Below are 21,812 nucleotides of genomic sequence, written 5' to 3'. Positions count from 1 at the left end.
ATCGCCCCCAAAACGCTCGTCATCCCGGGCCTTGTGCCCGGGATGACGGTCGGGAGGGGGATGACGACGGTTGAAGTTTCGGCCTGGGGGACCTTGTAGTTGGAATACGATCTGACCACCTGGCTGAACCTGTCCCTGCGCTGGCTGCACGTGATCGCCGGCGTCGCCTGGATCGGCGCCTCGTTCTACTTCGTCTGGCTGGACAACAACCTGCGCCCGCCCGTCCCCGAGAAGGACGGCGTGAAGGGCGAGCTGTGGGCCGTGCACGGCGGCGGCTTCTACCATTCGCAGAAGTACATGACCGCCCCGGCCCACATGCCCGACCACCTGCACTGGTTCAAGTGGGAGGCCTACACCACCTGGCTGTCGGGCTTCGCCCTGCTGATCGTGCTCTACTATGTCGGCGCCCCGGTCTATCTGATCGACGCTTCCAAGCACGCCTTCAGCCAGGCCGGCGCCATTGCCACGGGTCTGGCCTTCATCTTCGGCGGCTTGGCTGTCTACGAAGGCCTGTGCCGCTCGCCGCTGGGCGCCAGGCCGCGCCTGTTCGGCGTCGTCTGGTTCCTGACGCTGACGGCGGCGGCCTGGGCCCTGACCCGGCTCTTCTCCGACCGTGGCGCCTCCATCCATGTCGGCGCGATCATCGGCACCTGCATGGTCGGCAACGTGTTCCTGGTGATCATCCCCAACCAGCGCAAGATCGTCGCCGACATGCTGGCCGGCCGCCCCGTCGATCCGCGCTTGGGCGCCATGGGCAAGCAGCGCTCGGTGCACAACACCCACATGACCCTGCCGGTCATCTTTATCATGATCAGCAACCACTATCCGGCGGTCACCGGCCACCACCTGGCCTGGCTGCTGCTGGCGCTGATCAGCGCGGGCGGCGTGTCGATCCGCTACTTCTTCATCCTGCGCCACCATGGGGTCATCAAGCCCGACTACCTGATCCTGGGAGCGTTCCTGATCTTCAGCGTCAGCATGATCGCCAGCCTCAAGTCCAAGGCGCCCGAGACGGTTTCAAACGTGCCCTTCCCCGTGGCCCAGGCCATCGTCCAGAGGCATTGCGTGATGTGCCATTCGGCCACCCCGACCCACAAGGGCTTCACCGCCCCGCCCAACGGCGCGGCCTTCGACACCCCGGCCGGCATGGCGCGCTATGCGGGCAAGATCCGCGAGCGCGCGGTCGAGACGACCAGCATGCCGCTCGGAAACGAGACTCACATTACCGATGCCGAGCGCGCCCAGCTGGGCGCCTGGATCAAGGCGGGAGCGAAGACGCAGTGACCACCCTGGTAGAGACGCCATCGGCCGAACCGACCGACGACGCCGCTCCGGCGCCCCGCAAGCGCAACGCCGAGCGGACGCGCAAAGCGATCCTGACCGCGGCGCTGCGGGAGTTCTCCCAGGCGGGCTACGCCGGCGCGCGGATCGAGAAGATCGTCAAGGCCGCCAAGTGCAACATCCGCATGCTCTACCACTATTTCGGCGACAAGAAGGGCCTGTACCTGGCGGTGCTGGAAGCCGCCTACGAGGACCTGCGCGGCCGCGAGGCCGAGCTGGAGATCGACTTCGAACGGCCGCTGGAGGGCTTTCTCGCGCTGCAGCGCTTCACCTCCGACTATTTCGAGAAGAACCCGCGCATCGACGGCCTGCTGCGCAACGAGAACCTGCTGCAGGGCAAGTTCGTGGCTCAGTCGCGCAAGGTCACCGAGACAGCCTTTCCGCTACGCCGGACCATCGAGCGGCTGATCGACAGCGGCCAGAAGCAGGGGATCTTCCGCGACAACCTCGACTGGGCCCAGATCTACGTGACCATCGCGGCCATGAGCCGCTTCCACCTGGCCAACGGCTACTCGCTGTCGGTGACGCTGGACACCGACATGAGCAAGCCGGAATGGCGACGGGCCCGGCTGGCGCATGCGCTGGAACTGCTGGAGGGGTATCTGCGGAAGTAGGTGCGGCGAATACTTGCCCCTACGGGTCGCTTCGCGACTGTCTTCCCCCACAGGGGGAAGAGGATCGGTGTGCGAGCGTCCTCCGCCCCCTATGGGGGCGGACAGACGGCGAAGCCGTCAGGTGGGGGCAAGTGGGTGAGCCTCTGAACTCAAAACAACACCCCCTTCTCCAGCATGCCATGCACGCCCTTCTCGCCGTTGACCGTCTGGGTCACGCGGAAGTCCACGGCCAGCGAGCAAAACTGATAGGCCTGCACGCGCGTCAGCGAAGACCGCGCGACGATCAGCTCGATCATGGCCCGCAGCGCCTGCTTCATCGCCAGGTCCAGGTCCTCGTTGAAGCCGAAGGTCAGATAATGGGTCGGACTTTCCGCGCTCGGCCAGGTCCGGACGCCGACGTCGGCGGCCTTGTGCAGGACGAAGGTGAAGGTCCCGGTCAGGCCCATCTCCAGGGCGTTGACGCAGACCTCGCCATCGCCCTGGCGGCCGTGGCCGTCGCCGGCCGAGAAGTTGGCGCCTGGAACCCAGACCGGCAGGAACAGGGTCGAGCCGGCGACCAGCTCCTTGCAGTCCATGTTGCCGCCGTGCTCGCGCGGCTCGCGGCTGGACAGGCGTCCATAGCGGGGCGGCGGCGCGACGCCGGTGGTGCCGAAGAACGGGCGCAGCGGCAGGGTCGGGCCCCAGCTTGGCTTGCAGGTCCCTGCCGCGGCGTCGACCGCGATATGGCTGACATAGCGATCGGGAAACTCGTCCGGCAGGGTCCCGGCCAGCGGCCGGACGGCGCAGTAGCCCCAGACGTTGTTCGGCTCGATGGCCTCGATCCGCACCTCCAGCGTGTCGCCCGGCTCGGCCCCCGCGATCGCCACGGGCCCCGTCAGGATGTGCGGGCCGATGCGCTCCAGTTTGGCGTCGTGGATCGCCTGCAGGGCGGGCGGGATAGCCAGGCCGGAGTCCGGCGCCGGCATCACCTCGGGACCGCCCGACACGCAGTCGATCACCACCGTGTCGCCCGGCGCGATCGTCAGCACCGGTGCGAAGGCGGCGTCGAAGATCCCGAAGCGCACGGTGTCCGGGGTCGAGGCCAGGTGATGCCGCATGAAGTAAGTCCTCTATTACCAGAACCCAGTTGGCGCGCGGCCGGCCCGCCGCCCTAGCCTCGACCGCCGCGAGACCAGCCGAAGCGCGCCGGCGCCCGTCCGGCGGGCAGCCCGGCCGTCGGCATGGCGCGGACATGGGCGTCGGCGCGTTCCAGGATCCATGGCGCTGGCGGCCGCCGCCCATCCCCGCTATGAAGATTTTTCTTACTTGTGGAGCTCGTCCCGCATGACGACCGATCCGGCGCTCGCAGCGTTCCTGGCCCTCGACGACCAGGCGGTCGCCGCCTATGCGGACGCCCGGGCCGAGGCTCTGGGCCTGGCCCTGCCGCCGGAGACCCGCGCCGGCGTGGTCGACAACCTGGCCCTGCTGCGTCGCCAAGCCGCGACGTTCGTGGCCGCCGTCGGCCTGGACGACACCGTCCCGCTCGAGCCGTTCGAGCCATGAGCACGGCCGACTTCCGCTCCGCCCAGGCCGTCGCCGCCGACGTCCGCGAGGGTCGGACCACCGCCCGGGCCGAGATCGAGGCCGCCCTGGCCCGCGCGCGCGACGACCGATTCAACGCCTATACCGCCGTCTTCGCCGAGCGCGCCCTGGCCCAGGCCGAGGCGATCGACGCCGACCTCGCCGTCGGCCGCCCCGTCGGCCCGCTGGCCGGCGCGCCGTTCGCGGTCAAGAACCTGTTCGACGTCGAAGGCGCGACCACGATCGCCGGCTCGCGCATCCGCCGCGACGCGCCGCCCGCCGCGCAGGACGCCACCGCCGTCCAGCGCCTGACCGCCGCCGGGGCGGTGCTGGTCGGCGCGCTGAACATGGACGAGTTCGCCTATGGCTTCGTCACCGAGAACGCCCACGACGGCCCAACCCGCAATCCGCATGACCCGGCCCGCATCGCCGGCGGCTCGTCCGGCGGTTCGGCCGCGGCGGTCAGCGGCGGCCTCGTGCCCCTGACCCTGGGCTCGGACACCAATGGCTCGATCCGCATCCCCGCCAGCCTGTGCGGGGTGTTCGGCCTCAAGCCCACCCTGGGCCGCCTGTCGCGCCAGGGCGCCTTTCCCTTTGTCGAGAGCCTGGACCATGTCGGGCCGTTCGCCCGTTCGGTCGCCGACCTGGCCCTCGCCTACGACCTGATGCAGGGCCCCGATCCGCTGGATCCGCTCTGCCGTCGGCCCGCCGAACCGGTCGCCCCCCGCCTGCAAGCTGCCGCCGACGCACCCCTTCGCGTCGGCGTGCTGGGCGGCTGGTTCGCGCAGGGCGCCTTTCCCGAGGTGCTGGAGGCGCTGGAGATCGTCGCCGACGCCCTGCAGGCCCGGCGCGGCGTCGAACTTCCGGGCGCCGAACTGGCCCGCGCCGCCGCCTTCTGCCTGACGCCGATCGAGGCCGCGCACCTGCACTGGCCCGACCTGAAGGTCCGGCCCCTCGACTACGACCCCGCCGTCCGCGACCGCCTGCTGGCCGGGGCCCTGGCGCCCGACGCCGTCGCCGAGGTCGCGCGCCGCTACCGCCCGGTGTTCCGCGACGCCGTGCGGGCGGTGTTCGAGGATTTCGACGTGCTGCTGGCCCCCGCCTCGGTCTGCCCCGCGCCCGGCATCGGCCAGGCGACCATGGAGATGGGCGGCCAACAGGTCTCGGTCCGCAAGAACCTGGGCGCCTACACCCAACCGATCAGCTATGTCGGGCTCCCGGTAGTGGCCGCCCCCGTCAACCGCCCCGGCAAGCTGCCGATCGGCGTGCAGATCATCGCCCCGGCCTGGCGCGAGGACCTGGCCCTGGCCGCCGCCCTGCGCCTGGAACGGGCCGGCGTCGTGGCCGCTCACCGTCCGCCGGAACCCGCGCAATGACCTCCGTCAACGACCCCGACGTCCTGGCCGAGGTGACCGCCGCCGTCGACGCCTACGAGACGGCGCTGATGACCAACGACGTCGAGGCGCTGGACGGCTTTTTCCGCGACGCGCCCGAGACGGTGCGCTACGGCGTGGCCGAGAACCTCTACGGCTTCGAGGCGATCGCGGCCTTTCGAATCGGCCGCTCGGGCGGCTCGCCGCAGAGGTCACGCCTGAGGACGGAAATCACCACGTTTGGGCGAGACTTCGCCGTCGCCAACGTCGAATTCCAGCGCGAAGGGGCAAAACGCACCGGACGCCAGAGCCAGACCTGGATCCGCGCCGAAACCGGCTGGAAAATCGTCTCGGCCCACGTTTCGCTTCTGCAGGACGGCGTCGACCAACGCCTTGCTCCATAAGCGCCGGATCGCCCGCCCGATGACCACAAGTAATAAATCTATGACTTATGATCTGCTTTTGGGCAGTCCTGTCGCGGCGTGGTCAAATAGTGACATCCAGGGCAAAAACTTCACCAAACCTGGTCTGGGACGTCATCAAAGCTTTGGATTCGCCTCCGGCATTGTGCATTGCACCCTCAAGCGTCGGGCCGCCGGCGCATGAAGGGGATACTTCAATGACCACCGCCAACACGCTGCGCAGCCGCCTCCACCGCGGCGCCGCCCTCACCGCCCTGGTCCTGGCCGTCGGCGCCGCCGCGCCGGCCTTCGCCCAGGACACCGGCTCCGTCACCCTGGACGACGTGATCGTCACCGCCCAGAAGCGCTCGGAAAACATCCAGGAAGTGCCGGTCTCGGTCGCCACCATGGGCGGCGAGAAGCTGGACGCGCTGTTCGCCGGCGGCGAGGACGTGCTGGCCCTGTCCAGCCGGGTGCCCGGCCTGTTCGTCGAAAGCTCCAACGGCCGCGCCGCCCCGCGCTTCTACATCCGCGGCCTGGGCAACACCGACTTCGACCTGGCCGCCTCGCAGCCGGTGTCGGTGATCATGGACGACGTGGTCATGGAAAACGTCGTGCTGAAGAGCACGCCGATCTTCGACGTCGAGCAGGTGGAAGTGCTGCGCGGCCCGCAGGGCACGCTGTTCGGTCGCAACACCACCGCCGGCATCGTCAAGTTCGACAGCGTCAAGCCGAGCCAGGTCTTCAAGGCCAACGGCACGGTGACCTACGGCTCGTACGGCTCGTGGACGGCCGAAGGCAGCGTCGGCGGCCCGCTGGTCGAAGGCAAGCTGGCCGGCCGCATCGCCATCCTGGGCCAGCACCGCGACAACTATATCGACAACACCTTCACCAACGTGAAGGACGCGATGGGCGGCTATGACGAATACGCCATCCGCGGCCAGTTGCTGTGGACCCCGACCGAGAACCTCAGCGTCCTGCTGAACGCCCACAATCGCACCCTGGACGGCACGGCCGCGATCTTCCGCGCCAACATCCTCACCAAGGGCAGCAACAAGATCAACGGCAACTTCGACCGCGACGCCGTCTTCTACAACGGCGGGGCCAACAACCCGCAGAAGTACGACGGCAACGGCGAGTCGATTAAGGTCGACTACGACTTCGGCGGCGTGACCCTGACCTCGATCAGCGCCTACGAGACCACCAACGGCTACAGCCGCGGCGACATCGACGGCGGCGTGGCCGGCACGGGCCCGGGCTTCATCCCGTTCGACTCCGACACCCGGGACGGCATCGACGACCTGGACCAGTACACCCAGGAAGTGCGCCTGGCCTCGGACACCGAAGGCCCGCTCAGCTGGCAGTTCGGCGGCTACTACTTCAAGTCGGACTTCCTGGTCACCACCGACGCCGGATTCAACAAGGCGACGCTGAACCACAAGAACACCGCCTGGGCCGGCTTCGGCCAGGTCGCCTACCAGGTCAACGACAAGCTGAAGCTGACCGGCGGCGCCCGCTACACCGACGACAAGAAGACCATGACCGTCGTCGGTTCGACCGCGCCGGAAGTGTCGGTGTCGGACAGCAAGGTCTCGTGGGACTTGTCGGCCTTCTACGACGTGACCGACGACTTCAGCCTGTACGCCCGTGCCGCCCACGGCTTCCGCGGCCCGACCATCCAGGGCCGCGACATCGTCTTCTTCAGCCCCGCCTCGGTGGCCAAGTCGGAAACGATCCAGTCGTACGAAGTCGGCTTCAAGAGCGAACTGCTGGACCGCCGCATCCGCTTCAATGGCGCGGCCTTTACCTATGAAGAGAAGAACCCGCAGTTCAGCGCCATCGGCGGCGCCACCAACGGCACCCTGCTGGTCAACGCCGACAAGGGCCAGGCCTATGGCGTCGAGTTCGACGGCGAGTTCAAGGTCACCGAGAACCTGCTGCTGACCGCCGGCTACAGCTACAACCACACCAAGATCAAGGACAAGGATCTGGCCGTGGCGGTCTGCGCCCAGTGCACGGTCACCGACCCTCTGAACGCCTCGGGCCAGGCCCTGGTCGACGGCAACCCGTTCCCGAACGCGCCGAAGTACGTGCTGAACTTCACGGCCCGCTACAGCTATCCGATCGGCGACGGCGAACTGTTCGCCTACACCGACTGGTTCCGCCAGGGCTACACGAACGTCTTCCTCTACCAGAGCAAGGAGTTCTACTCGAAGGGCGACTTCGAGGGCGGCCTGAAGCTGGGCTACGCCAAGCGCGACGGCGCCTATGAGATCGCCGCGTTCGCCCGCAACATCACCAACGAGGTGAACCTGCGCGGCGCGATCGACTTCAACAACCTGACCGGTTTCGTCAACGAGCCTCGGATCGTCGGCATCTCGATCAGCGCCAAGCGGTAATCCTGGAGACCCGCCCGGCCACGGCCGGGCGGAGGCCGAAGGATCGCCATCGTCCCGCCATGCTCCCGGTTCGCGCCGGGAGCATGGTTCGTTTCGGAGGGTCTCCCCCTCCCTTCCGCGATGAGATAAGTCCTTCGGATGACGACCCAGAACTCTGTCCAGAAGATCATCTTCGACACCGATCCCGGCATCGACGACGCCATGGCGCTGCTGTTCATCGAGGCCAGCCCGGCGCTTGACCTGGTGGCGGTGACCACGGTGTTCGGCAACGCCGACATCGACACCACCACCCGCAACGCGCTCTATCTGAAGGACCGCTTCGGCCTGAAGGCCCCGGTCTTCAAGGGAACCGACAAGCCGCTGGTCCGGCCGCGCAACCCTTCGCCGACCTTCGTGCACGGCGAGAACGGCCTGGGCGACGTCGAGCTGACCGGCCTGAAGCCCTCCCGGCCCGAGGCCAAGCCCGCCTACCAGGCGATCATCGACCTGGCCCGCGAGAACCCTGGCGAGATCACCCTGGTCGCGGTCGGTCCGCTGACCAACCTGGCCCTGGCGCTCAACGCCGATCCGCAGGTCGCCACCCTGCTGAAGGCCGTGGTGATCATGGGCGGCGCGTTCGGCGTGGCCGGCAAGCCCGGCAACGTCACCCCGGTCGCCGAGGCCAATATCTGGAACGACCCGGAGGCCGCCGACCAGGTGTTCACCGCGCCCTGGCCAGTCACCGCCGTCAGCCTGGACGTAACCACCCAGGTGGTGATGAGCCCCGCCTACATGGACGCTTTGGAAGCCAAGGCCGGTCCGGCCGGCGCGTTCCTCAACGCCATTTCCAAGCCCTATGCGGCGTTCTACGGCGGCCGCGACGGCATCATCGGCTGCTGCGTGCACGACGCCGCGGCCGTGGCGTTCGTGATCGACCCGTCGCTGTTCGAGGTGCGCCGCGGGTCTATCCGGGTGATCACCGACGGCATAGCCCTGGGCCAGACCTGCCAGAAGGTCGAGGGGGAACTGTTCGGGCCGTCGGCCTGGGACGATCAACCGATCCAGGCGATCACGGTGGGGGTGAAGGCCGAGGGGCTGCTGAAGCTCTACGCGGAGACGATGGGGGTCTGAGCCTAGGGTCCCTCCCCCGGTGGGGGAGGCGATCGCGCAGCGATCGGTGGGGGGAGTTATTGGGTCGAAGGTCCGGGTTGTGGCCGTCGGCTGATCACTCCCCCCTCCGTCGGCTTCGCCGACACCTCCCCCACAGGGGGAGGATCTTATCGCCGATGCCGCTCCACCCCTGCCACATAGGTCCGCTCCACCACCCGATCATCCCCCAGCACGGTCAGCGCGAACAGCCGGTCCTCCAGGCTCCGCGCCGCCGGCATCCGCCGGGCCAGCAGGGGCGTGGCGGCCAGGTCCAGGACCAGGAAGTCGGCGATCTTGTCGGCTTCCAGGCTTCCGATCTCATCCTCCAGCCCCAGGGCCCGCGCCCCGCCCAGGGTGGCCAGGTACAGGGCGTGGAACGGATCCAGCGCCTCGCCGCGCAGCTGGCCCACCTTGTAGGCCTCGCCCAGGGTGTGGAGGATCGAAAAGGTCGTCCCCGCCCCCACGTCCGTGCCGATCCCGACCTTCACCCCGTGGGCGCAGGCGGTCTCCAGCGGGAACAGGCCCGAGCCCAGGAAGAGGTTCGAGGTCGGGCAGAAGGCGACTGACGCCCCTGCCTGCGCGAGACGCTGAAAAGCGTCCCCCTGAAGATGGACGCAGTGGGCGAAGACCGAGCGCTTTCCGACCAGGCCGAAACGCTCATAGACATCCAGATAGTCCTTCGCGTCCGGGAACAGTTTGGCGGTGTCGACGATCTCACGGATGTTCTCCGACAAGTGGGTCTGCATCCACACGGTCGGGTGCTCGGCCAGCACCTCGCCCGCCATGGCCAGCTGCTCGTCGCTGCAGCTGATCGCGAAGCGCGGGGTCACGGCGTAGCCCAGCCGCCCTTTGCCGTGCCAGTCGGCGATCAGGCTTTGCATGTCGGCCCGGCTGCCCTCGACCGTGTCGGTCAGGCCGGGCGGGGCGTTGCGGTCCATCAGCGACTTGCCGGCGATCAGCCGCATGTCGCGCTTCAAAGCGGCGGCGAACAGCGCCTCCACCGAGGCCTTGTGCACCGAGCCGAACACCAGGGCGCTGGTCGTGCCGTTGCGCAGCAGCTCCTCGACGAAGAACTCGGCGGCCGCCTCGGCATGGCCCTTGTCGGCGAACGCGGCCTCGGCCGGGAAGGTGTGGCGCTCCAGCCAGTCCAGCAGTTGCTCGCCATGGGCGGCGATGATGTCGACCTGGGGGAAGTGGATGTGGGTGTCGACGAAGCCGGGGACGATCAGCTTGCCGGTCAGGTCCTCCACCGGCGTGTCGCCCAGCTCGTCCGCCAGCTTGGCGTAGTCGCCACAGGCCACGACGCGGCCCTCCGCGACCAGCAGCAGGCCGTCCTCGTGGAAGGCGTGCGCCTCGCCATCGGTGGTGCTCGGGTCGGCCTCCAGGTGGAGGATCGACGCCCTATAGGCTTGCAAGCTGGAAATCCTTCAAACGTTCGCGGCGGGCGGCCTCGAGCCGCATCAGCAGGTCGGCGGCCACCGAGACGGCGATCACCTCGGGGGCCTTGTTCTTCAGGTGCGGCAGGCCGATCGGGCAGGTCACGCGGGCGGTGCTTCCATCGCCGAAGCCATCCTTGCGCAGCCGGCTCAGGAACCGCGCCTTCTTGGTGTCCGACCCGATCAGGCCCAGATAGCTGAACGCCCCGCCGGCCAGGGCCGCCGAGGTCAGGGCGTAGTCCAGATTATGATCGTGGGTCATGACAAGGATGTAGGCGTCCGGCCCCGCGCCCATGGCGGCGGCGGCCAGCTCGGCGGGCGCGCCCACCGTGACGCCGGGAATCTCAGCGGTCTCCGGTCGGGTATCGTACCAGGCCAGCCGGAACGGCAACGGCTCCAGGGCCCGGGCCACGGCCCGGCCCACGTGGCCGGCCCCGAACAGCAGCACCGGCGGCCGCGGCAGGTCCTGCGGCTCGACCAGCACGTCGCCCAGGGTCGGCCGGGCGCCCCGCGCCGTCGCGGGCTCGCCCGCCAGGGTGATCATCGCGCCGTCCGGGGTGGAGGCCGCGACCGGGGCGATGGTCTTGGTCAGGGCGCCGGGGTTGAAGCGGGTGCGGACCTCGAACGGCTGGTCGGCGTCCAGGCGGCGCGCCGCGTCGGTCAGCCAGTCGACCGCGGTCCGGTCCAGGCGCTCGATCAGCAGCCGCACCCGACCGCCACAGCACTGGGCCAGCAGCGGGCCCAGTGGGTAGTCCTGCAGGGCGAAATGGACGGGGGTCAGCAGCATCTTCCGGGCCTGCTCGGCGACCTGGTGCTCTAGATTACCGCCGCCGATCGTGCCCGCCTGCCCCTCGGCCCAGACCACCATCTTGGTCCCGGCGTCGCGCGGCGCGGAGCCCTCGGTGGCGAGGATGGTGACTAAGGCGAGGGGTTGGTTTTCGGCTAGTCGCGCCAAGGATTGTCGAGCCCAGTTGCTCATGTCCCCTCTCCCATGGGGAGAGGGCGGGGCCCGCGCGAAGCGTGGGAGGGTGAGGGGGTAAGACATCGGACGGCGCGCCGGGACGTTCGTGAGAAAGCGGTGAGAGCGTAACCCCTCACCCTCCCACGCTCTTCGAGCGCGGGTCCCTCCCTCTCCCTCTGGGAGAGGGCGACGTTGGACGCCCTAACCAAGACCGGCCCTCTTCTTCACATCCTCGACCGCCATCAGGATCCGCTCCGGCGTCGCTGGCGCGTCGAGGTTGGGGAACACCTTGTGGTCGGCCACTGAAGCCACCGCCCGGCTCACCGCCGACAGCACCGACAGGGCCAGCATCAGGGGCGGCTCGCCCACGGCCTTGGAGCGGTGCACCGTCTCCTCGACATTGCGGCCCGGCTCCCACAGCGCCACGTTCAGCACCGCCGGCCGATCGCCGCAGGTGGGGATCTTGTAGGTCGAGGGGGCGTGGGTCAGCAGGCGGCCGTCGGCGCTGAACACCAGTTCCTCGGTGGTCAGCCAGCCCATGCCCTGGATGAAGCCGCCCTCGATCTGGCCCAGGTCGATGGCCGGGTTCAGCGAGCGGCCGGCGTCGTGCAGGATGTCGGCCCGCGTGACCTTCATCTCGCCGGTCAGGGTGTCGATCAGCACCTCGCTGCAGGCCGCACCATAGGCGAAATAGTAGAACGGCCGCCCCGTATGGGTCGCGCGGTCGTAGTGGATCTTGGGCGTGGCGTAGAAGCCGGTCGACGACAGCGACACCCGGGCCAGGTGGGCCTGGCGGCACAGCACCTCGAATGGGACCAGCTCGGCTCCCGCCCGCAGGCCTTCGGGCGTGAACGCGACCTCGGCCTCGTCGCAGCCCCACTTCTTCGCCGCGAACGCCACCAGCCGCGCCTTGATGGCGTTGGCCGCGTTTAGCGCCGCCATGCCGTTCAGGTCCGTGCCCGACGAGGCGGCGGTGGCCGAGGTGTTGGGCACCTTGTCGGTGACGGTCGAGGTCACCTTCACCCTGGACACGTCGACCTTGAAGGCCTCGGCGACGATCTGGGCGACCTTGACGAACAGCCCCTGCCCCATCTCGGTGCCGCCGTGGTTCAGCAGGATCGAGCCGTCGGCATAGAGGTGGATCAGCGCGCCCGCCTGGTTCAGGTGGGTGGTGGTGAACGAGATGCCGAACTTCACCGGCGTCAGGGCCAGGCCCTTCTTGATCACCGGACTGCGGGCGTTGTAGGCGTCGATCTGGCGCTGGCGGGCCTCGTAGTCGCAGGCGGCGGCCAGCTCGGCCAGCAGCTGCGGCGCGACATTGTCCTCGACCGTCTGGTGGTAGGGCGTGAGGTTCCGCCCCTCGCCGCCATAGAGGTTGCGGCGGCGCACCTCCAGCGGATCCAGGCCCGTGGCCTGGGCGACCGCGTCCATCACCCGCTCGATCGCCGCCATGCCCTGCGGACCCCCGAACCCCCGGAAGGCGGTGTTCGACACCGTGTGGGTCTTGAAGCGGTGCGAGACGATCTCGACCGCCGGCAGGAAGTAGCAGTTGTCGGCGTGGAACATCGCCCGGTCGTTGATGGCCAGCGACAGGTCGGTGGTCGAGCCGCAGCGCGAGGCCAACTCCAGGGCCAGGCCCGTCAGCCGGCCCTCGTCGTCGAAGCCGACGTCGTAGGCGACCTCGAAGTCATGCCGCTTGCCGGTCATGACCATGTCCTCGTCGCGATCGGGGCGGGCCTTGGCCGGGCGGCCGGTCTTGACCGCCACCAGGGCCGCGGCGGCGGCGAACAACGAGGCCTGCGTCTCCTTGCCGCCGAACCCGCCGCCCATGCGGCGCACCTCGACGGTGACGCTGGTGTGCGGCACGTCCAGCACGCGAGCGATCAGGTGCTGAACCTCGCTGGGGTGCTGGGTCGACGACCAGACGTGGACGTCGCCACCTTCGCGGGGCGTAGCTAGGGCGACCTGGCCCTCAAGATAGAAGTGGTCCTGGCCGCCGACGGCGAACGCGCCTTGCAGCCGCCGGGGCGAAGCCGCCAGGGCGGCGGCCGCGTCGCCGCGCGCCATGCGCTGGCTGGCCTCGATCTTCAGGTCGGCCTCGCGGGCCTCCCCGATCGTGATCGCGGCCGGCAGGTCCTCGTACTCGACCACGGCCCTGGCGGCGGCGGCGCGGGCGGCGGCGATCGAGGTGGCGGCCACCGCGAACAGGCTCTGGCCGACGCACACCACCTCGCCGTCGGCGAACAGCCTGTCGTCGTGGATCACCGGGCTGACGTCGTTCTCGCCGGGGATGTCCTGCGCCGTCAGCACCGCCACCACGCCCGGCGAGGCGCGGACGGCCGACAGGTCCATCGAGACGATCCGCGCGTGGGCGCGCTGGCTCATGCCTAGATGGACATGGAGCATGCCGGCCGGCTCGGGAATGTCGTCGACATAGATCGCCGCGCCGCTGACGTGGCGCAGGGCGCTGTCATGCGGCAGCGAGGCGTGGACGCCCTGGAAGACGACCGGCTCGACCAGCTTGGCGCCAGAGTCAGCCATGAGCCGCCTCCGGGACGCGAGTCTCCAGGTCCGGCCGAGCGGACTCGATGAACACCTTGCGCAGCATGTTGCCGGCGGTCAGGGCGCGGTAGGCGGCCGAGGCGCGGGCGTCGGTCAGGGGCGTGAAGTCGTCGGCCAGGGCCTCGACGGCGGCGTGGATCGTCGTGCGGTTCCAGAGCTGGCCGACCAGGGCGGCCTCGCAGGCGGCGGCGCGCTTGGGGGTGCCGGCCATGCCGCCATAGGCGATGCGGGCGGCGGTCACGACCTCGTCCACGATCGTGATGTTGAACGCGCCGCACACCGCCGAGATGTCCTGGTCGAAACGCTTGGACAGCTTGAAGACCTTGAACATCGCCCCGTCCAGGTCGGTCGGGACGCGCACGGCCTCGACGAACTCGCCGGGCGCGCGGTCCTGCCGGCCATAGGCGATGAAGAAGTCCTCCAGCGGAAGCGTCCGCCGGACATCGCCCTTGCGCAGCACCAGCTCGGCGCCCAGGGCGATCAGGGCCGGCGGCATGTCGCCGATCGGCGAGCCGTTGGCGATGTTGCCGCCGATCGTGCCGCTGTTGCGCACCTGGGTCGACCCCAGCCGTCGCATCATCGCGCCAAGGTCGGGATAGAGTTCGCCCAGCGTGTCCAGGGCGTCGACATAGCGCACGCCCGCCCCGATCCGCAGCCAGCCGTCCTCGCGGGTGATCGCCTTGAGCTCGCCCACTCGGCCAATATCGATCAGCGTGCCGAGCGGCTTGCGTAGCTTGGTGACCCACAGGCCGATGTCGGTGGCGCCGGCCACGATCACCGCGTCCGGATGCTGTTCACAGGTCCTGGCCAGTTCGTCGGCGCTCAGCGGCGCGAACCAACGGCGGGTGACGCCGGCGATCGGGTCGGCATAGTCCAGGTTCAACGCCTCGTCCCGCCGTAGCGTCGCCAGCTTGTCGGCCACGTCCGGCGCGGCCTCAGGCGCGATCGCCTCAGCCGCGGCGATGATCGGGCCATAGCCGGTGCAGCGACACAGGTTGCCGGCCAGCACCTCGTCGATCGGCGCGGCCGTTCCTTTCGCGGCCATGGCCCGCCCGTACAGCGACATCACGATGCCGGGCGTGCAGAAGCCGCATTGCGAGCCATGGTGCTCGACCATGGCCGCCTGCACTGGGTGCGGCTCGTCCTTGCCCAGCCCCTCGACGGTGATCACCGCCTTGCCGTCCAGCATCGGCACGAACTGGATGCAGCTGTTGACCGCCCGCCAGGCTGTCCCGCCCTGCCCGTCCAGCTCGCCGACCAGCACGGTGCACGACCCGCAGTCGCCCTCGGCGCAGCCTTCCTTAGTCCCGGTGCGCCGCAGGTCGCCGCGCAGATGCTCCAGCAGCGTCCGGGTGGGATCGATGGCCCCAGTCTCGACTACCTCGCCGTTCAGCAGGAAGCGCACCCCGGCCTGTACCTTCGCCGCCATGTCAGCTGCCCCGATAGGTGGAATAGCCGAACGGCGAGACCAGCAGCGGCACGTGGTGATGCCGGGCCGGATCGGCCACCGCGAAGTCGATCACCACCACGTCCAGAAACGGCGGATCAGACACGGCCGCGCCCGAGGCCGTGAAATAGTCGGCGACGGCGAACTCCAGCCTATAGCCGCCCACCGCCAGATCGTCGCCTTCGACCAGCCGCGCCCGGCCGTCGGCGTCGGTACGGGTCTCGCCCAGCAGCGCGACGACGCCGTCGCGCCGGCTCGACACCCGCACGGCGATCCCGGCCGCCGGGCGCCCGGCGGCGGTGTCGAGGATATGGGTCGTCAAGCCGCTCATGCGTTCCAATCCATGGCCGGGCGTCGCCGCCCAGTCTAAACCCTTGCTCCCGAAACGGAGCATCTTACAGCGATGCTGGAACCGCCGCCCCGGCAAGTCCAGCCGCCAGACCGGCGGGGGCTTTCTTGGCGGCAAACCGCCTCGCGGAGCAGCGACCGGCGCCCGTCGAATGGGCTTATATAAGTCTTTTATTACTTATGCGGCCAGCCGCGATCGCCCACCCGGCGCCCCGGACCGCAAAAAACGCGCTCTGACGCTGCGTAAGGTTGGAAAAGCCGCGCCAACACCGGTAGCTAGGCCCTGACGGATCGCACCGAGCCCATACCAGACGATCCGCGCCGACAAACCTTGCGCAGCCACCGAGGAACGACCGATGGACGAGGATTTCCGTAAAGCCGCCCTGGACTATCACCGTCTGCCGCGGCCCGGAAAGCTGGCGATCGAAGCCACCAAGCGCATGGCCACCCAGCGCGACCTCGGCCTGGCCTATTCCCCCGGCGTCGCCGCGCCGTGCGAGGCTATCGCCGCCGATCCCGACACTGCCCGCGACTACACCGCCCGCGGCAACCTGGTGGCCGTGATCTCCAACGGCACCGCCGTGCTGGGCCTGGGCAATATCGGCCCGCTGGCCTCCAAGCCGGTGATGGAGGGCAAGGCGGTCCTGTTCAAGAAATTCGCCGGCATCGACGTGTTCGACCTCGAGGTCGACGCCGAGGATCCCGACAAGTTCATCGAGGTGGTTGCGGCCCTTGAGCCCACCTTCGGCGGCATCAATCTGGAGGACATCAAGGCCCCGGAATGCTTCGTCATCGAGCGCAAGCTGCGCGAGCGGATGAACATTCCGGTCTTCCACGACGACCAGCACGGCACCGCCATCGTCTGCGCCGCCGCCGTCCGCAACGCCCTGGTGGTCCAGGGCAAAACCCTTAAGGACGTCAAGCTGGTGACCTCGGGGGCCGGCGCGGCCGCCCTGGCCTGCGTCGACCTGCTGGTCTCGATGGGCCTGCCGGTCGAGAACGTCACCCTGACCGACATCAAGGGCGTGGTCTATGCCGGGCGCGAACCCGACATGCCCGAGAACATGGCCCGCTACGCCCGGCCGACCGACGCCCGCTCGCTGCCCGACGTCCTGCCCGGCGCCGACATCTTCCTGGGCCTGTCCGCGCCCCGCGTGTTCAAGGCCGAGTGGCTGCCGCTGCTGGCCCCCAATCCGCTGATCCTGGCCATGGCCAATCCCGAGCCGGAGATCCTGCCCGAGATCGTCGCCGTCCAGCGCCCCGACGCGATCATGGCCACCGGCCGCAGCGACTACCCCAACCAGGTCAACAACGTCCTGTGCTTCCCGTTCATCTTCCGCGGCGCGCTGGACGTCGGCGCCTCGGAGATCAACGAGGCCATGAAGGTGGCGGCCGTCGAGGCGATCGCCGAACTGGCTCGCGCCGAGGCGTCCGAAGTCGTGGCCAGCGCCTATGGCGGCGTCGCCCCGATGTTCGGCGGCCAGTACATCATCCCCAAGCCGTTCGATCCGCGCCTGATCCTGCAGATCGCCCCGGCCGTGGCCCGGGCGGCCATGGACAGCGGCGTCGCCACCCGGCCGATCGCCGACTTCGACGCCTATCGCGCCGAGTTGGAGCTGTTCGTCTACCGTTCGGGCCAGCTGATGCGCCCGGTGTTCGAGCGGGCGCGCAAGGCCACCAAGGCGGCCGCCGAGACCGGCGGCGTCCGCGTCGCCTATGCCGAGGGCGACGACGAGCGCGTGCTGCGCGCGGTCCAGACCGTCGTCGACGAAGGCCTCTGCAAGCCCGTGCTGATCGGTAAGCGCGAGACCATCACGGCCAAGGCCGCCGAGATGGGCCTGCGGCTGGACTTCGACAACCGCGTCGAGATCCTCGACCCGTCCGCCGACACGGCGCTGTTCGCCCCTCTGGTCGAGCGCTACCAGGGCCTAGTCAGCCGTCGCGGCGTGCCGCCCCTGGCCGCCGAACGCCGGGTGACCAACCGCCGGACCGTCTCGGCCTCGATGCTGCTGCAGGCCGGCCATGTCGACGCCGCCCTGGTGGGCGGGGCCGGCGACTGGTGGCAGCACATGACCTATGTGCTGCCGATCATCCCCAAGCGCGAGAATGTCGGCCGGATCTACGCCCTGTCGGCCCTGATCATCGACAACGGCACGCTGTTCTTCTGCGACACCCATGTGAACGTCGATCCGACCGCCGAACAGGTGGCCGAGATGACGCTGCTGGCCGCCGAATCCGTGCGCCGCTTCGGCCTGACGCCCAAGGCGGCCCTGCTGTCGCATTCCAGCTTCGGGGCGTCGAACTCGCCGACCGCCCGCAAGATGCGCGAGGCCCTGGCCCTGGTCCGCGAGCGCGCCCCCGAACTCGAGGTCGACGGCGAGATGCACGCGGACGCCGCCCTGTCCCAGGCCCTGCGCGACCGGCTGGTGCACGACAGCGCCCTGAAGGGCTCGGCCAACCTGCTGGTCATGCCGACCCTGGACGCCGCCAATATCTCGCTGACCTTGCTCAGCGCCGCCACCGAGGGGCTGCTGGTCGGTCCGCTGCTGCTGGGCATGAGCCGGCCGCTGCACGTGCTGACGCCCAGCGTCACCGCGCGCGGCATCGCCAACGTCACCGCCCTGGCGGTGAACCAGGCGGCGGCCGAGCGTGAGCACCGGCTAATCTGAACCGGCGGGGCCCCAGCCCTTCCCCGCAGCCAAAAGAAAAGGCCCCGCAGAAGCCCTCCCACCGTCTCAGCGACGAGGAGGGGCTCCCGCGGGGCCCGATTCGGGGATCGAAGAGCCGGCCGAACGCTCCGCGCCCGACCGGATTTTTCGGATCCTTAGAGGATGCGCAGGTTGCCGGCCGAGGTCTTGCCCGAACGACGGTCCTGTTCCAGTTCGTAGCCGACTTGCTGGCCTTCGTTCAGGCCGCGCAGGCCGGCGCGTTCGACGGCCGAGATGTGCACGAAGATGTCGCCGCCGCCGTTGTCCGGCTGGATGAAGCCGAAGCCCTTGGTGCTGTTGAACCACTTCACCACGCCCGTGCCGGCTTCGCCCGCACCGCCGCCACCACCGCCGCCGCCGTAGCCGCCGCCGCGCGGAGCGTCATAGCCGCCGCCGCGCGGAGCGCCGAAATCGCGAGCCGGACGACGAGGAGCCGACGGCGCCGCGCCCTGGCCGGTTACGCGCAGATTGCCGGCCGAGGTCTTGCCCGAGCGACGATCTTCTTCCAGCTCGTAAGCCACCTGGTCACCTTCGTTCAGGCCCGACAGGCCCGAGCGTTCAACTGCGGCGATGTGGACGAACACGTCCTGGCCGCCGTCCTCGGGCTGAATGAAACCAAAGCCCTTGGCCGGGTTGAACCACTTAACGACACCGTTCGCCATCTTATCCTCAAAACCTCATTCAGCGGGCCAGTTGCCGACCCGCGTCCTTCCATCCTGCTCTCATGACGCAAATCCGCGGAACGCGCTACGGGGTTTGATGGCAGAATCTCAAGCCGAGCCCGGTCCGAGCGATAAATTTTCGAGTGACACGGGTCGATGGCGGCTGAAACCTGGCCGAACGTGGCGCGAAAGCCACACTCAGGCGGTCTGAAAGCTTAGCCTTTAAGTTTTGGGTGCGGGGACAGGATTTGAACCTGTGACCTTCAGGTTATGAGCCTGACGAGCTACCGGGCTGCTCCACCCCGCGGCGAAGGAGGTAGTGATGTGATCGTGTTGGGAGGGTTCTGGACTTGAGCTGGGCTCCGTTGGGGCATCCTTTTAGCGGACCTGGCGGCGACCTACTCTCCCGCGCCTTGAGACGAAGTACCATTGGCCCTGGGGGACTTAACGACCGAGTTCGGAATGGGATCGGGTGGGGAACCCCCGGCATAGCCACCAGGTCAGCAAAAAGGATGCTGCCGGCGAGCGTTTAGGCTCGCCGAGCATATTGTGAAGAAGACATCGCATGTCTGTTTGTTCTGTAAAGCAGTCATGGGTTTGACTGAAGAACGATCAAGCCTATCGAGCTATTAGTACCAGTAAGCTACACGCCTCACAGCGCTTCCACACCTGGCCTATCAACGTGGTGGTCTACCACGGCTCTCAGCGAGACCTTGTTTTGAGGTTAGTTTCCCGCTTAGATGCTTTCAGCGGTTATCTATTCCACACTTAGCTACCCTGCTGCACAGCTGGCGCCATGACAGGTCCACCAGAGGTGTGTCCATCCCGGTCCTCTCGTACTAGGGACAGATCCTCTCAAGTCTCGTACACCCACGGCAGATAGGGACCAAACTGTCTCACGACGTTCTGAACCCAGCTCACGTACCACTTTAATCGGCGAACAGCCGAACCCTTGGGACCTGCTCCAGCCCCAGGATGTGATGAGCCGACATCGAGGTGCCAAACTTTGCCGTCGATATGGACTCTTGGGCAAAATCAGCCTGTTATCCCTAGAGTACCTTTTATTCGTTGAGCGATGGCCCTTCCACGCAGGACCACCGGATCACTATGGCCGACTTTCGTCTCTGCTCGACTTGTCAGTCTCGCAGTCAGGCGGGCTTATGCCATTGCACTCGACGACCGATTTCCGACCGGTCTGAGCCCACCATCGCGCGCCTCCGTTACACTTTGGGAGGCGACCGCCCCAGTCAAACTGCCCGCCACGCCATGTCCCGGACCCGGATAACGGGCCGCGGTTAGACGTCAGCAACAATAAGGGTGGTATTTCAAGGATGGCTCCACCGGAACTGGCGCCCCGGTTTCATAGCCTCCCACCTATCCTACACATGTTGCTGCTAACGCCAAGGCGAAGCTGCAGTAAAGGTTCATAGGGTCTTTCCGTCTGACCGCGGGAACCCCGCATCTTCACGGGGAATTCAATTTCGCTGAGCCTATGCTGGAGACAGTGGGGAAGTCGTTACGCCATTCGTGCAGGTCGGAACTTACCCGACAAGGAATTTCGCTACCTTAGGACCGTTATAGTTACGGCCGCCGTTTACCGGGGCTTCAATTCGCAGCTTGCACCACTCCTTTTAACCTTCCGGCACCGGGCAGGCGTCAGACCCTATACGTCGCCTTGCGGCTTCGCAGAGCCCTGTGTTTTTGATAAACAGTCGCTACCCCCTGGCCTGTGCCACTCTTATCTGGTTGCCCAAATAAGAGTCACGCTTATCCCGAAGTTACGCGTGCAATTTGCCGAGTTCCTTCAGCATAGTTCTCTCAAGCGCCTTGGTATACTCTACCTGCCCACCTGTGTCGGTTTCGGGTACGGTCTCCGTTGGAGTTATTTCCAGGGACCTGTTCACTGCCCAGAGCAATCCAATAAGCCTAGACAATTTACCAGATCCGTCACTTCCAACTGGTTCAGGAATATTCACCTGATTCCCATCGACTACGCCTTTCGGCCTCGCCTTAGGGGCCGACTAACCCTGCGCAGATTAGCTTTACGCAGGAACCCTTGGGCTTTCGGCGAGAGTGTCTCTCACACTCTTTATCGCTACTCATGTCAGCATTCTCACTTCCGATACCTCCAGCAAGGCTCGCGCCTCACCTTCACCGGCTTACGGAACGCTCCGCTACCGCTTGCTCAAAGAGCAAACCCATACCTTCGGCGTCTGGCTTGAGCCCCGTTACATTTTCCGCGCAGGTTCGCTTGACCAGTGAGCTGTTACGCTTTCTTTAAATGATGGCTGCTTCTAAGCCAACATCCTGGTTGTCAAAGCAAACCCACATCGTTTCCCACTTAGCCAGAACTTGGGGGCCTTAGATGATGGTTAGGGTTGTTTCCCTTTTCACGACGGACGTTAGCACCCGCCGTGTGTCTCCCAGATATCTCTCTCGGGTATTCGGAGTTTGATTAGAATTGGTAGAGATCGCTCCCCCCGCATCCATTCAGTGCTCTACCCCCCGAGGAGTCCGTCTGAGGCACTACCTAAATAGTTTTCGCGGAGAACCAGCTATGTCCAGGTTTGATTGGCCTTTCACCCCTATCCACAAGTCATCCGAGAATTTTTCAACATTCACCGGTTCGGTCCTCCAGTAAGTGTTACCTTACCTTCAACCTGCTCATGGATAGATCACCTGGTTTCGGGTCGTCATGCGACGTACTTATTCGCCCTATTCAGACTCGCTTTCGCTGCGCCTACACCTAACGGCTTAAGCTTGCACGGCACATGAAGTCGCTGACCCATTATACAAAAGGTACGCCGTCACCACGCGCGGTGGCTCCGACTGCTTGTAGGCTTCCGATTTCAGGATCTGTTTCACTCCCCTT

Annotated in this window: 15 protein-coding genes, 1 tRNA gene, 2 rRNA genes and 1 pseudogene (1 of these 19 cut by a window edge); 8 read left to right on the top strand and 11 right to left on the bottom strand. The window is 67.3% G+C overall.

Annotated features, from left to right (window positions below; genetic code table 11):
- The first annotated feature begins 99 nt into the window (after window positions 1-99).
- Both G3M57_RS05840 and G3M57_RS05835 read left to right on the top strand, forming a co-directional pair.
- Window positions 100-1,284, top strand: coding sequence for a urate hydroxylase PuuD (locus G3M57_RS05840; RefSeq protein ID WP_163229364.1), 1,185 nt, complete (start codon window positions 100-102; stop codon window positions 1,282-1,284).
- Entirely contained in the window at window positions 1,281-1,955 is a 675-nt protein-coding gene (locus G3M57_RS05835) for a TetR/AcrR family transcriptional regulator (RefSeq protein WP_188916264.1), read from the top strand. Before G3M57_RS05840 ends, G3M57_RS05835 begins: the two co-directional genes overlap by 4 nt.
- 149 nt (window positions 1,956-2,104) lie before the next feature.
- Here G3M57_RS05835 and G3M57_RS05830 read toward each other — a convergent pair whose 3' ends face one another.
- Window positions 2,105-3,052: an acetamidase/formamidase family protein gene (locus G3M57_RS05830; RefSeq protein ID WP_163229362.1), complete on the bottom strand. Its 948-nt coding sequence runs from the start codon at window positions 3,050-3,052 to the stop codon at window positions 2,105-2,107.
- 226 nt (window positions 3,053-3,278) lie between these two features.
- Here G3M57_RS05830 and G3M57_RS05825 point away from each other — a divergent pair, with 226 nt between their 5' ends.
- The 5 genes from G3M57_RS05825 to G3M57_RS05805 all read left to right on the top strand — a co-directional run bounded on the left by G3M57_RS05825 (window position 3,279) and on the right by G3M57_RS05805 (window position 8,798).
- Window positions 3,279-3,497, top strand: coding sequence for an AtzG-like protein (locus G3M57_RS05825; protein ID WP_230983966.1), 219 nt, complete (start codon window positions 3,279-3,281; stop codon window positions 3,495-3,497).
- Entirely contained in the window at window positions 3,494-4,891 is a 1,398-nt protein-coding gene (locus G3M57_RS05820; protein ID WP_163229358.1) for an AtzE family amidohydrolase, read from the top strand. The genes G3M57_RS05825 and G3M57_RS05820 overlap by 4 nt, the downstream gene beginning before the upstream one ends.
- Complete coding sequence (gene hpxZ, locus G3M57_RS05815; RefSeq protein ID WP_163229356.1) at window positions 4,888-5,292, top strand: oxalurate catabolism protein HpxZ; 405 nt, start codon at window positions 4,888-4,890, stop codon at window positions 5,290-5,292. Before G3M57_RS05820 ends, hpxZ begins: the two co-directional genes overlap by 4 nt.
- Window positions 5,293-5,507: 215 nt before the next feature.
- The gene (locus G3M57_RS05810; protein ID WP_163229354.1) at window positions 5,508-7,688 is read left to right on the top strand and encodes a TonB-dependent receptor; all 2,181 of its coding nucleotides are present in this window, start codon (window positions 5,508-5,510) and stop codon (window positions 7,686-7,688) included.
- A gap of 138 nt (window positions 7,689-7,826) precedes the next feature.
- Window positions 7,827-8,798, top strand: a complete 972-nt coding sequence (locus G3M57_RS05805) for a nucleoside hydrolase (protein WP_163229352.1) — start codon at window positions 7,827-7,829, stop codon at window positions 8,796-8,798.
- Window positions 8,799-8,944: 146 nt separating this feature from the next.
- On the opposite strand, the gene guaD is transcribed toward G3M57_RS05805, so the two are convergent.
- The 5 genes from guaD to uraH form a co-directional block, all read right to left on the bottom strand.
- Window positions 8,945-10,231, bottom strand: coding sequence for a guanine deaminase (guaD, locus tag G3M57_RS05800; protein ID WP_163229350.1), 1,287 nt, complete (start codon window positions 10,229-10,231; stop codon window positions 8,945-8,947).
- Window positions 10,218-11,231, bottom strand: a complete 1,014-nt coding sequence (gene xdhC / locus G3M57_RS05795) for a xanthine dehydrogenase accessory protein XdhC (protein ID WP_163229348.1) — start codon at window positions 11,229-11,231, stop codon at window positions 10,218-10,220. Before xdhC ends, guaD begins: the two co-directional genes overlap by 14 nt.
- A 183-nt stretch (window positions 11,232-11,414) precedes the next feature.
- Complete coding sequence (xdhB, locus tag G3M57_RS05790) at window positions 11,415-13,754, bottom strand: xanthine dehydrogenase molybdopterin binding subunit (protein WP_163229346.1); 2,340 nt, start codon at window positions 13,752-13,754, stop codon at window positions 11,415-11,417.
- Complete coding sequence (gene xdhA, locus G3M57_RS05785; RefSeq protein WP_163229344.1) at window positions 13,747-15,204, bottom strand: xanthine dehydrogenase small subunit; 1,458 nt, start codon at window positions 15,202-15,204, stop codon at window positions 13,747-13,749. The genes xdhB and xdhA overlap by 8 nt, the downstream gene beginning before the upstream one ends.
- A 1-nt stretch (window position 15,205) precedes the next feature.
- On the bottom strand, window positions 15,206-15,553 hold the full coding sequence (gene uraH / locus G3M57_RS05780; protein ID WP_163229342.1) for a hydroxyisourate hydrolase: 348 nt from the start codon (window positions 15,551-15,553) through the stop codon (window positions 15,206-15,208).
- A gap of 373 nt (window positions 15,554-15,926) precedes the next feature.
- Between uraH and G3M57_RS05775 the strand changes: the two genes are divergently transcribed.
- Entirely contained in the window at window positions 15,927-18,239 is a 2,313-nt protein-coding gene (locus G3M57_RS05775) for an NADP-dependent malic enzyme (RefSeq protein WP_056759364.1), read from the top strand.
- Between the two features lie 155 nt (window positions 18,240-18,394).
- Here G3M57_RS05775 and G3M57_RS27375 read toward each other — a convergent pair whose 3' ends face one another.
- From G3M57_RS27375 to G3M57_RS05755, 5 genes and pseudogenes are all read right to left on the bottom strand, one after another.
- The gene (locus tag G3M57_RS27375; RefSeq protein ID WP_026171987.1) at window positions 18,395-18,592 is read right to left on the bottom strand and encodes a cold-shock protein; all 198 of its coding nucleotides are present in this window, start codon (window positions 18,590-18,592) and stop codon (window positions 18,395-18,397) included.
- A gap of 144 nt (window positions 18,593-18,736) precedes the next feature.
- Window positions 18,737-18,940 (bottom strand): annotated as a pseudogene (locus tag G3M57_RS27370) (cold-shock protein); the annotation flags it as partial.
- Window positions 18,941-19,170: 230 nt separating this feature from the next.
- Window positions 19,171-19,247: transfer RNA gene (locus tag G3M57_RS05765), tRNA-Met, on the bottom strand.
- Between the two features lie 78 nt (window positions 19,248-19,325).
- A 5S ribosomal RNA gene (gene rrf, locus G3M57_RS05760) occupies window positions 19,326-19,440 on the bottom strand.
- A 108-nt stretch (window positions 19,441-19,548) separates the two neighbouring features.
- Window positions 19,549-21,812 (bottom strand): 23S ribosomal RNA (locus tag G3M57_RS05755); it runs 525 nt beyond the window's last position.

Origin of the sequence: Caulobacter rhizosphaerae (assembly GCF_010977555.1) — a bacterium.
Classification (GTDB): Bacteria; Pseudomonadota; Alphaproteobacteria; order Caulobacterales; family Caulobacteraceae; genus Caulobacter; species Caulobacter rhizosphaerae.
This window is presented reverse-complemented; position numbering and strand designations above follow the sequence as displayed.

What these genes read in the sequence shown, in the direction of transcription:
- uraH (WP_163229342.1), bottom strand. Translation starts at nt 15,553, where the DNA reads ATGAGCGGCTTGACGACCCATATCCTCGACACCGCCGCCGGGCGCCCG.
- G3M57_RS05805 (WP_163229352.1), top strand. Translation starts at nt 7,827, where the DNA reads ATGACGACCCAGAACTCTGTCCAGAAGATCATCTTCGACACCGATCCC.
- G3M57_RS05825 (WP_230983966.1), top strand. Translation starts at nt 3,279, where the DNA reads ATGACGACCGATCCGGCGCTCGCAGCGTTCCTGGCCCTCGACGACCAG.
- G3M57_RS05820 (WP_163229358.1), top strand. Translation starts at nt 3,494, where the DNA reads ATGAGCACGGCCGACTTCCGCTCCGCCCAGGCCGTCGCCGCCGACGTC.
- hpxZ (WP_163229356.1), top strand. Translation starts at nt 4,888, where the DNA reads ATGACCTCCGTCAACGACCCCGACGTCCTGGCCGAGGTGACCGCCGCC.
- xdhA (WP_163229344.1), bottom strand. Translation starts at nt 15,204, where the DNA reads ATGGCGGCGAAGGTACAGGCCGGGGTGCGCTTCCTGCTGAACGGCGAG.
- G3M57_RS05830 (WP_163229362.1), bottom strand. Translation starts at nt 3,052, where the DNA reads ATGCGGCATCACCTGGCCTCGACCCCGGACACCGTGCGCTTCGGGATC.
- xdhB (WP_163229346.1), bottom strand. Translation starts at nt 13,754, where the DNA reads ATGGCTGACTCTGGCGCCAAGCTGGTCGAGCCGGTCGTCTTCCAGGGC.
- G3M57_RS05775 (WP_056759364.1), top strand. Translation starts at nt 15,927, where the DNA reads ATGGACGAGGATTTCCGTAAAGCCGCCCTGGACTATCACCGTCTGCCG.
- G3M57_RS05810 (WP_163229354.1), top strand. Translation starts at nt 5,508, where the DNA reads ATGACCACCGCCAACACGCTGCGCAGCCGCCTCCACCGCGGCGCCGCC.
- xdhC (WP_163229348.1), bottom strand. Translation starts at nt 11,231, where the DNA reads ATGAGCAACTGGGCTCGACAATCCTTGGCGCGACTAGCCGAAAACCAA.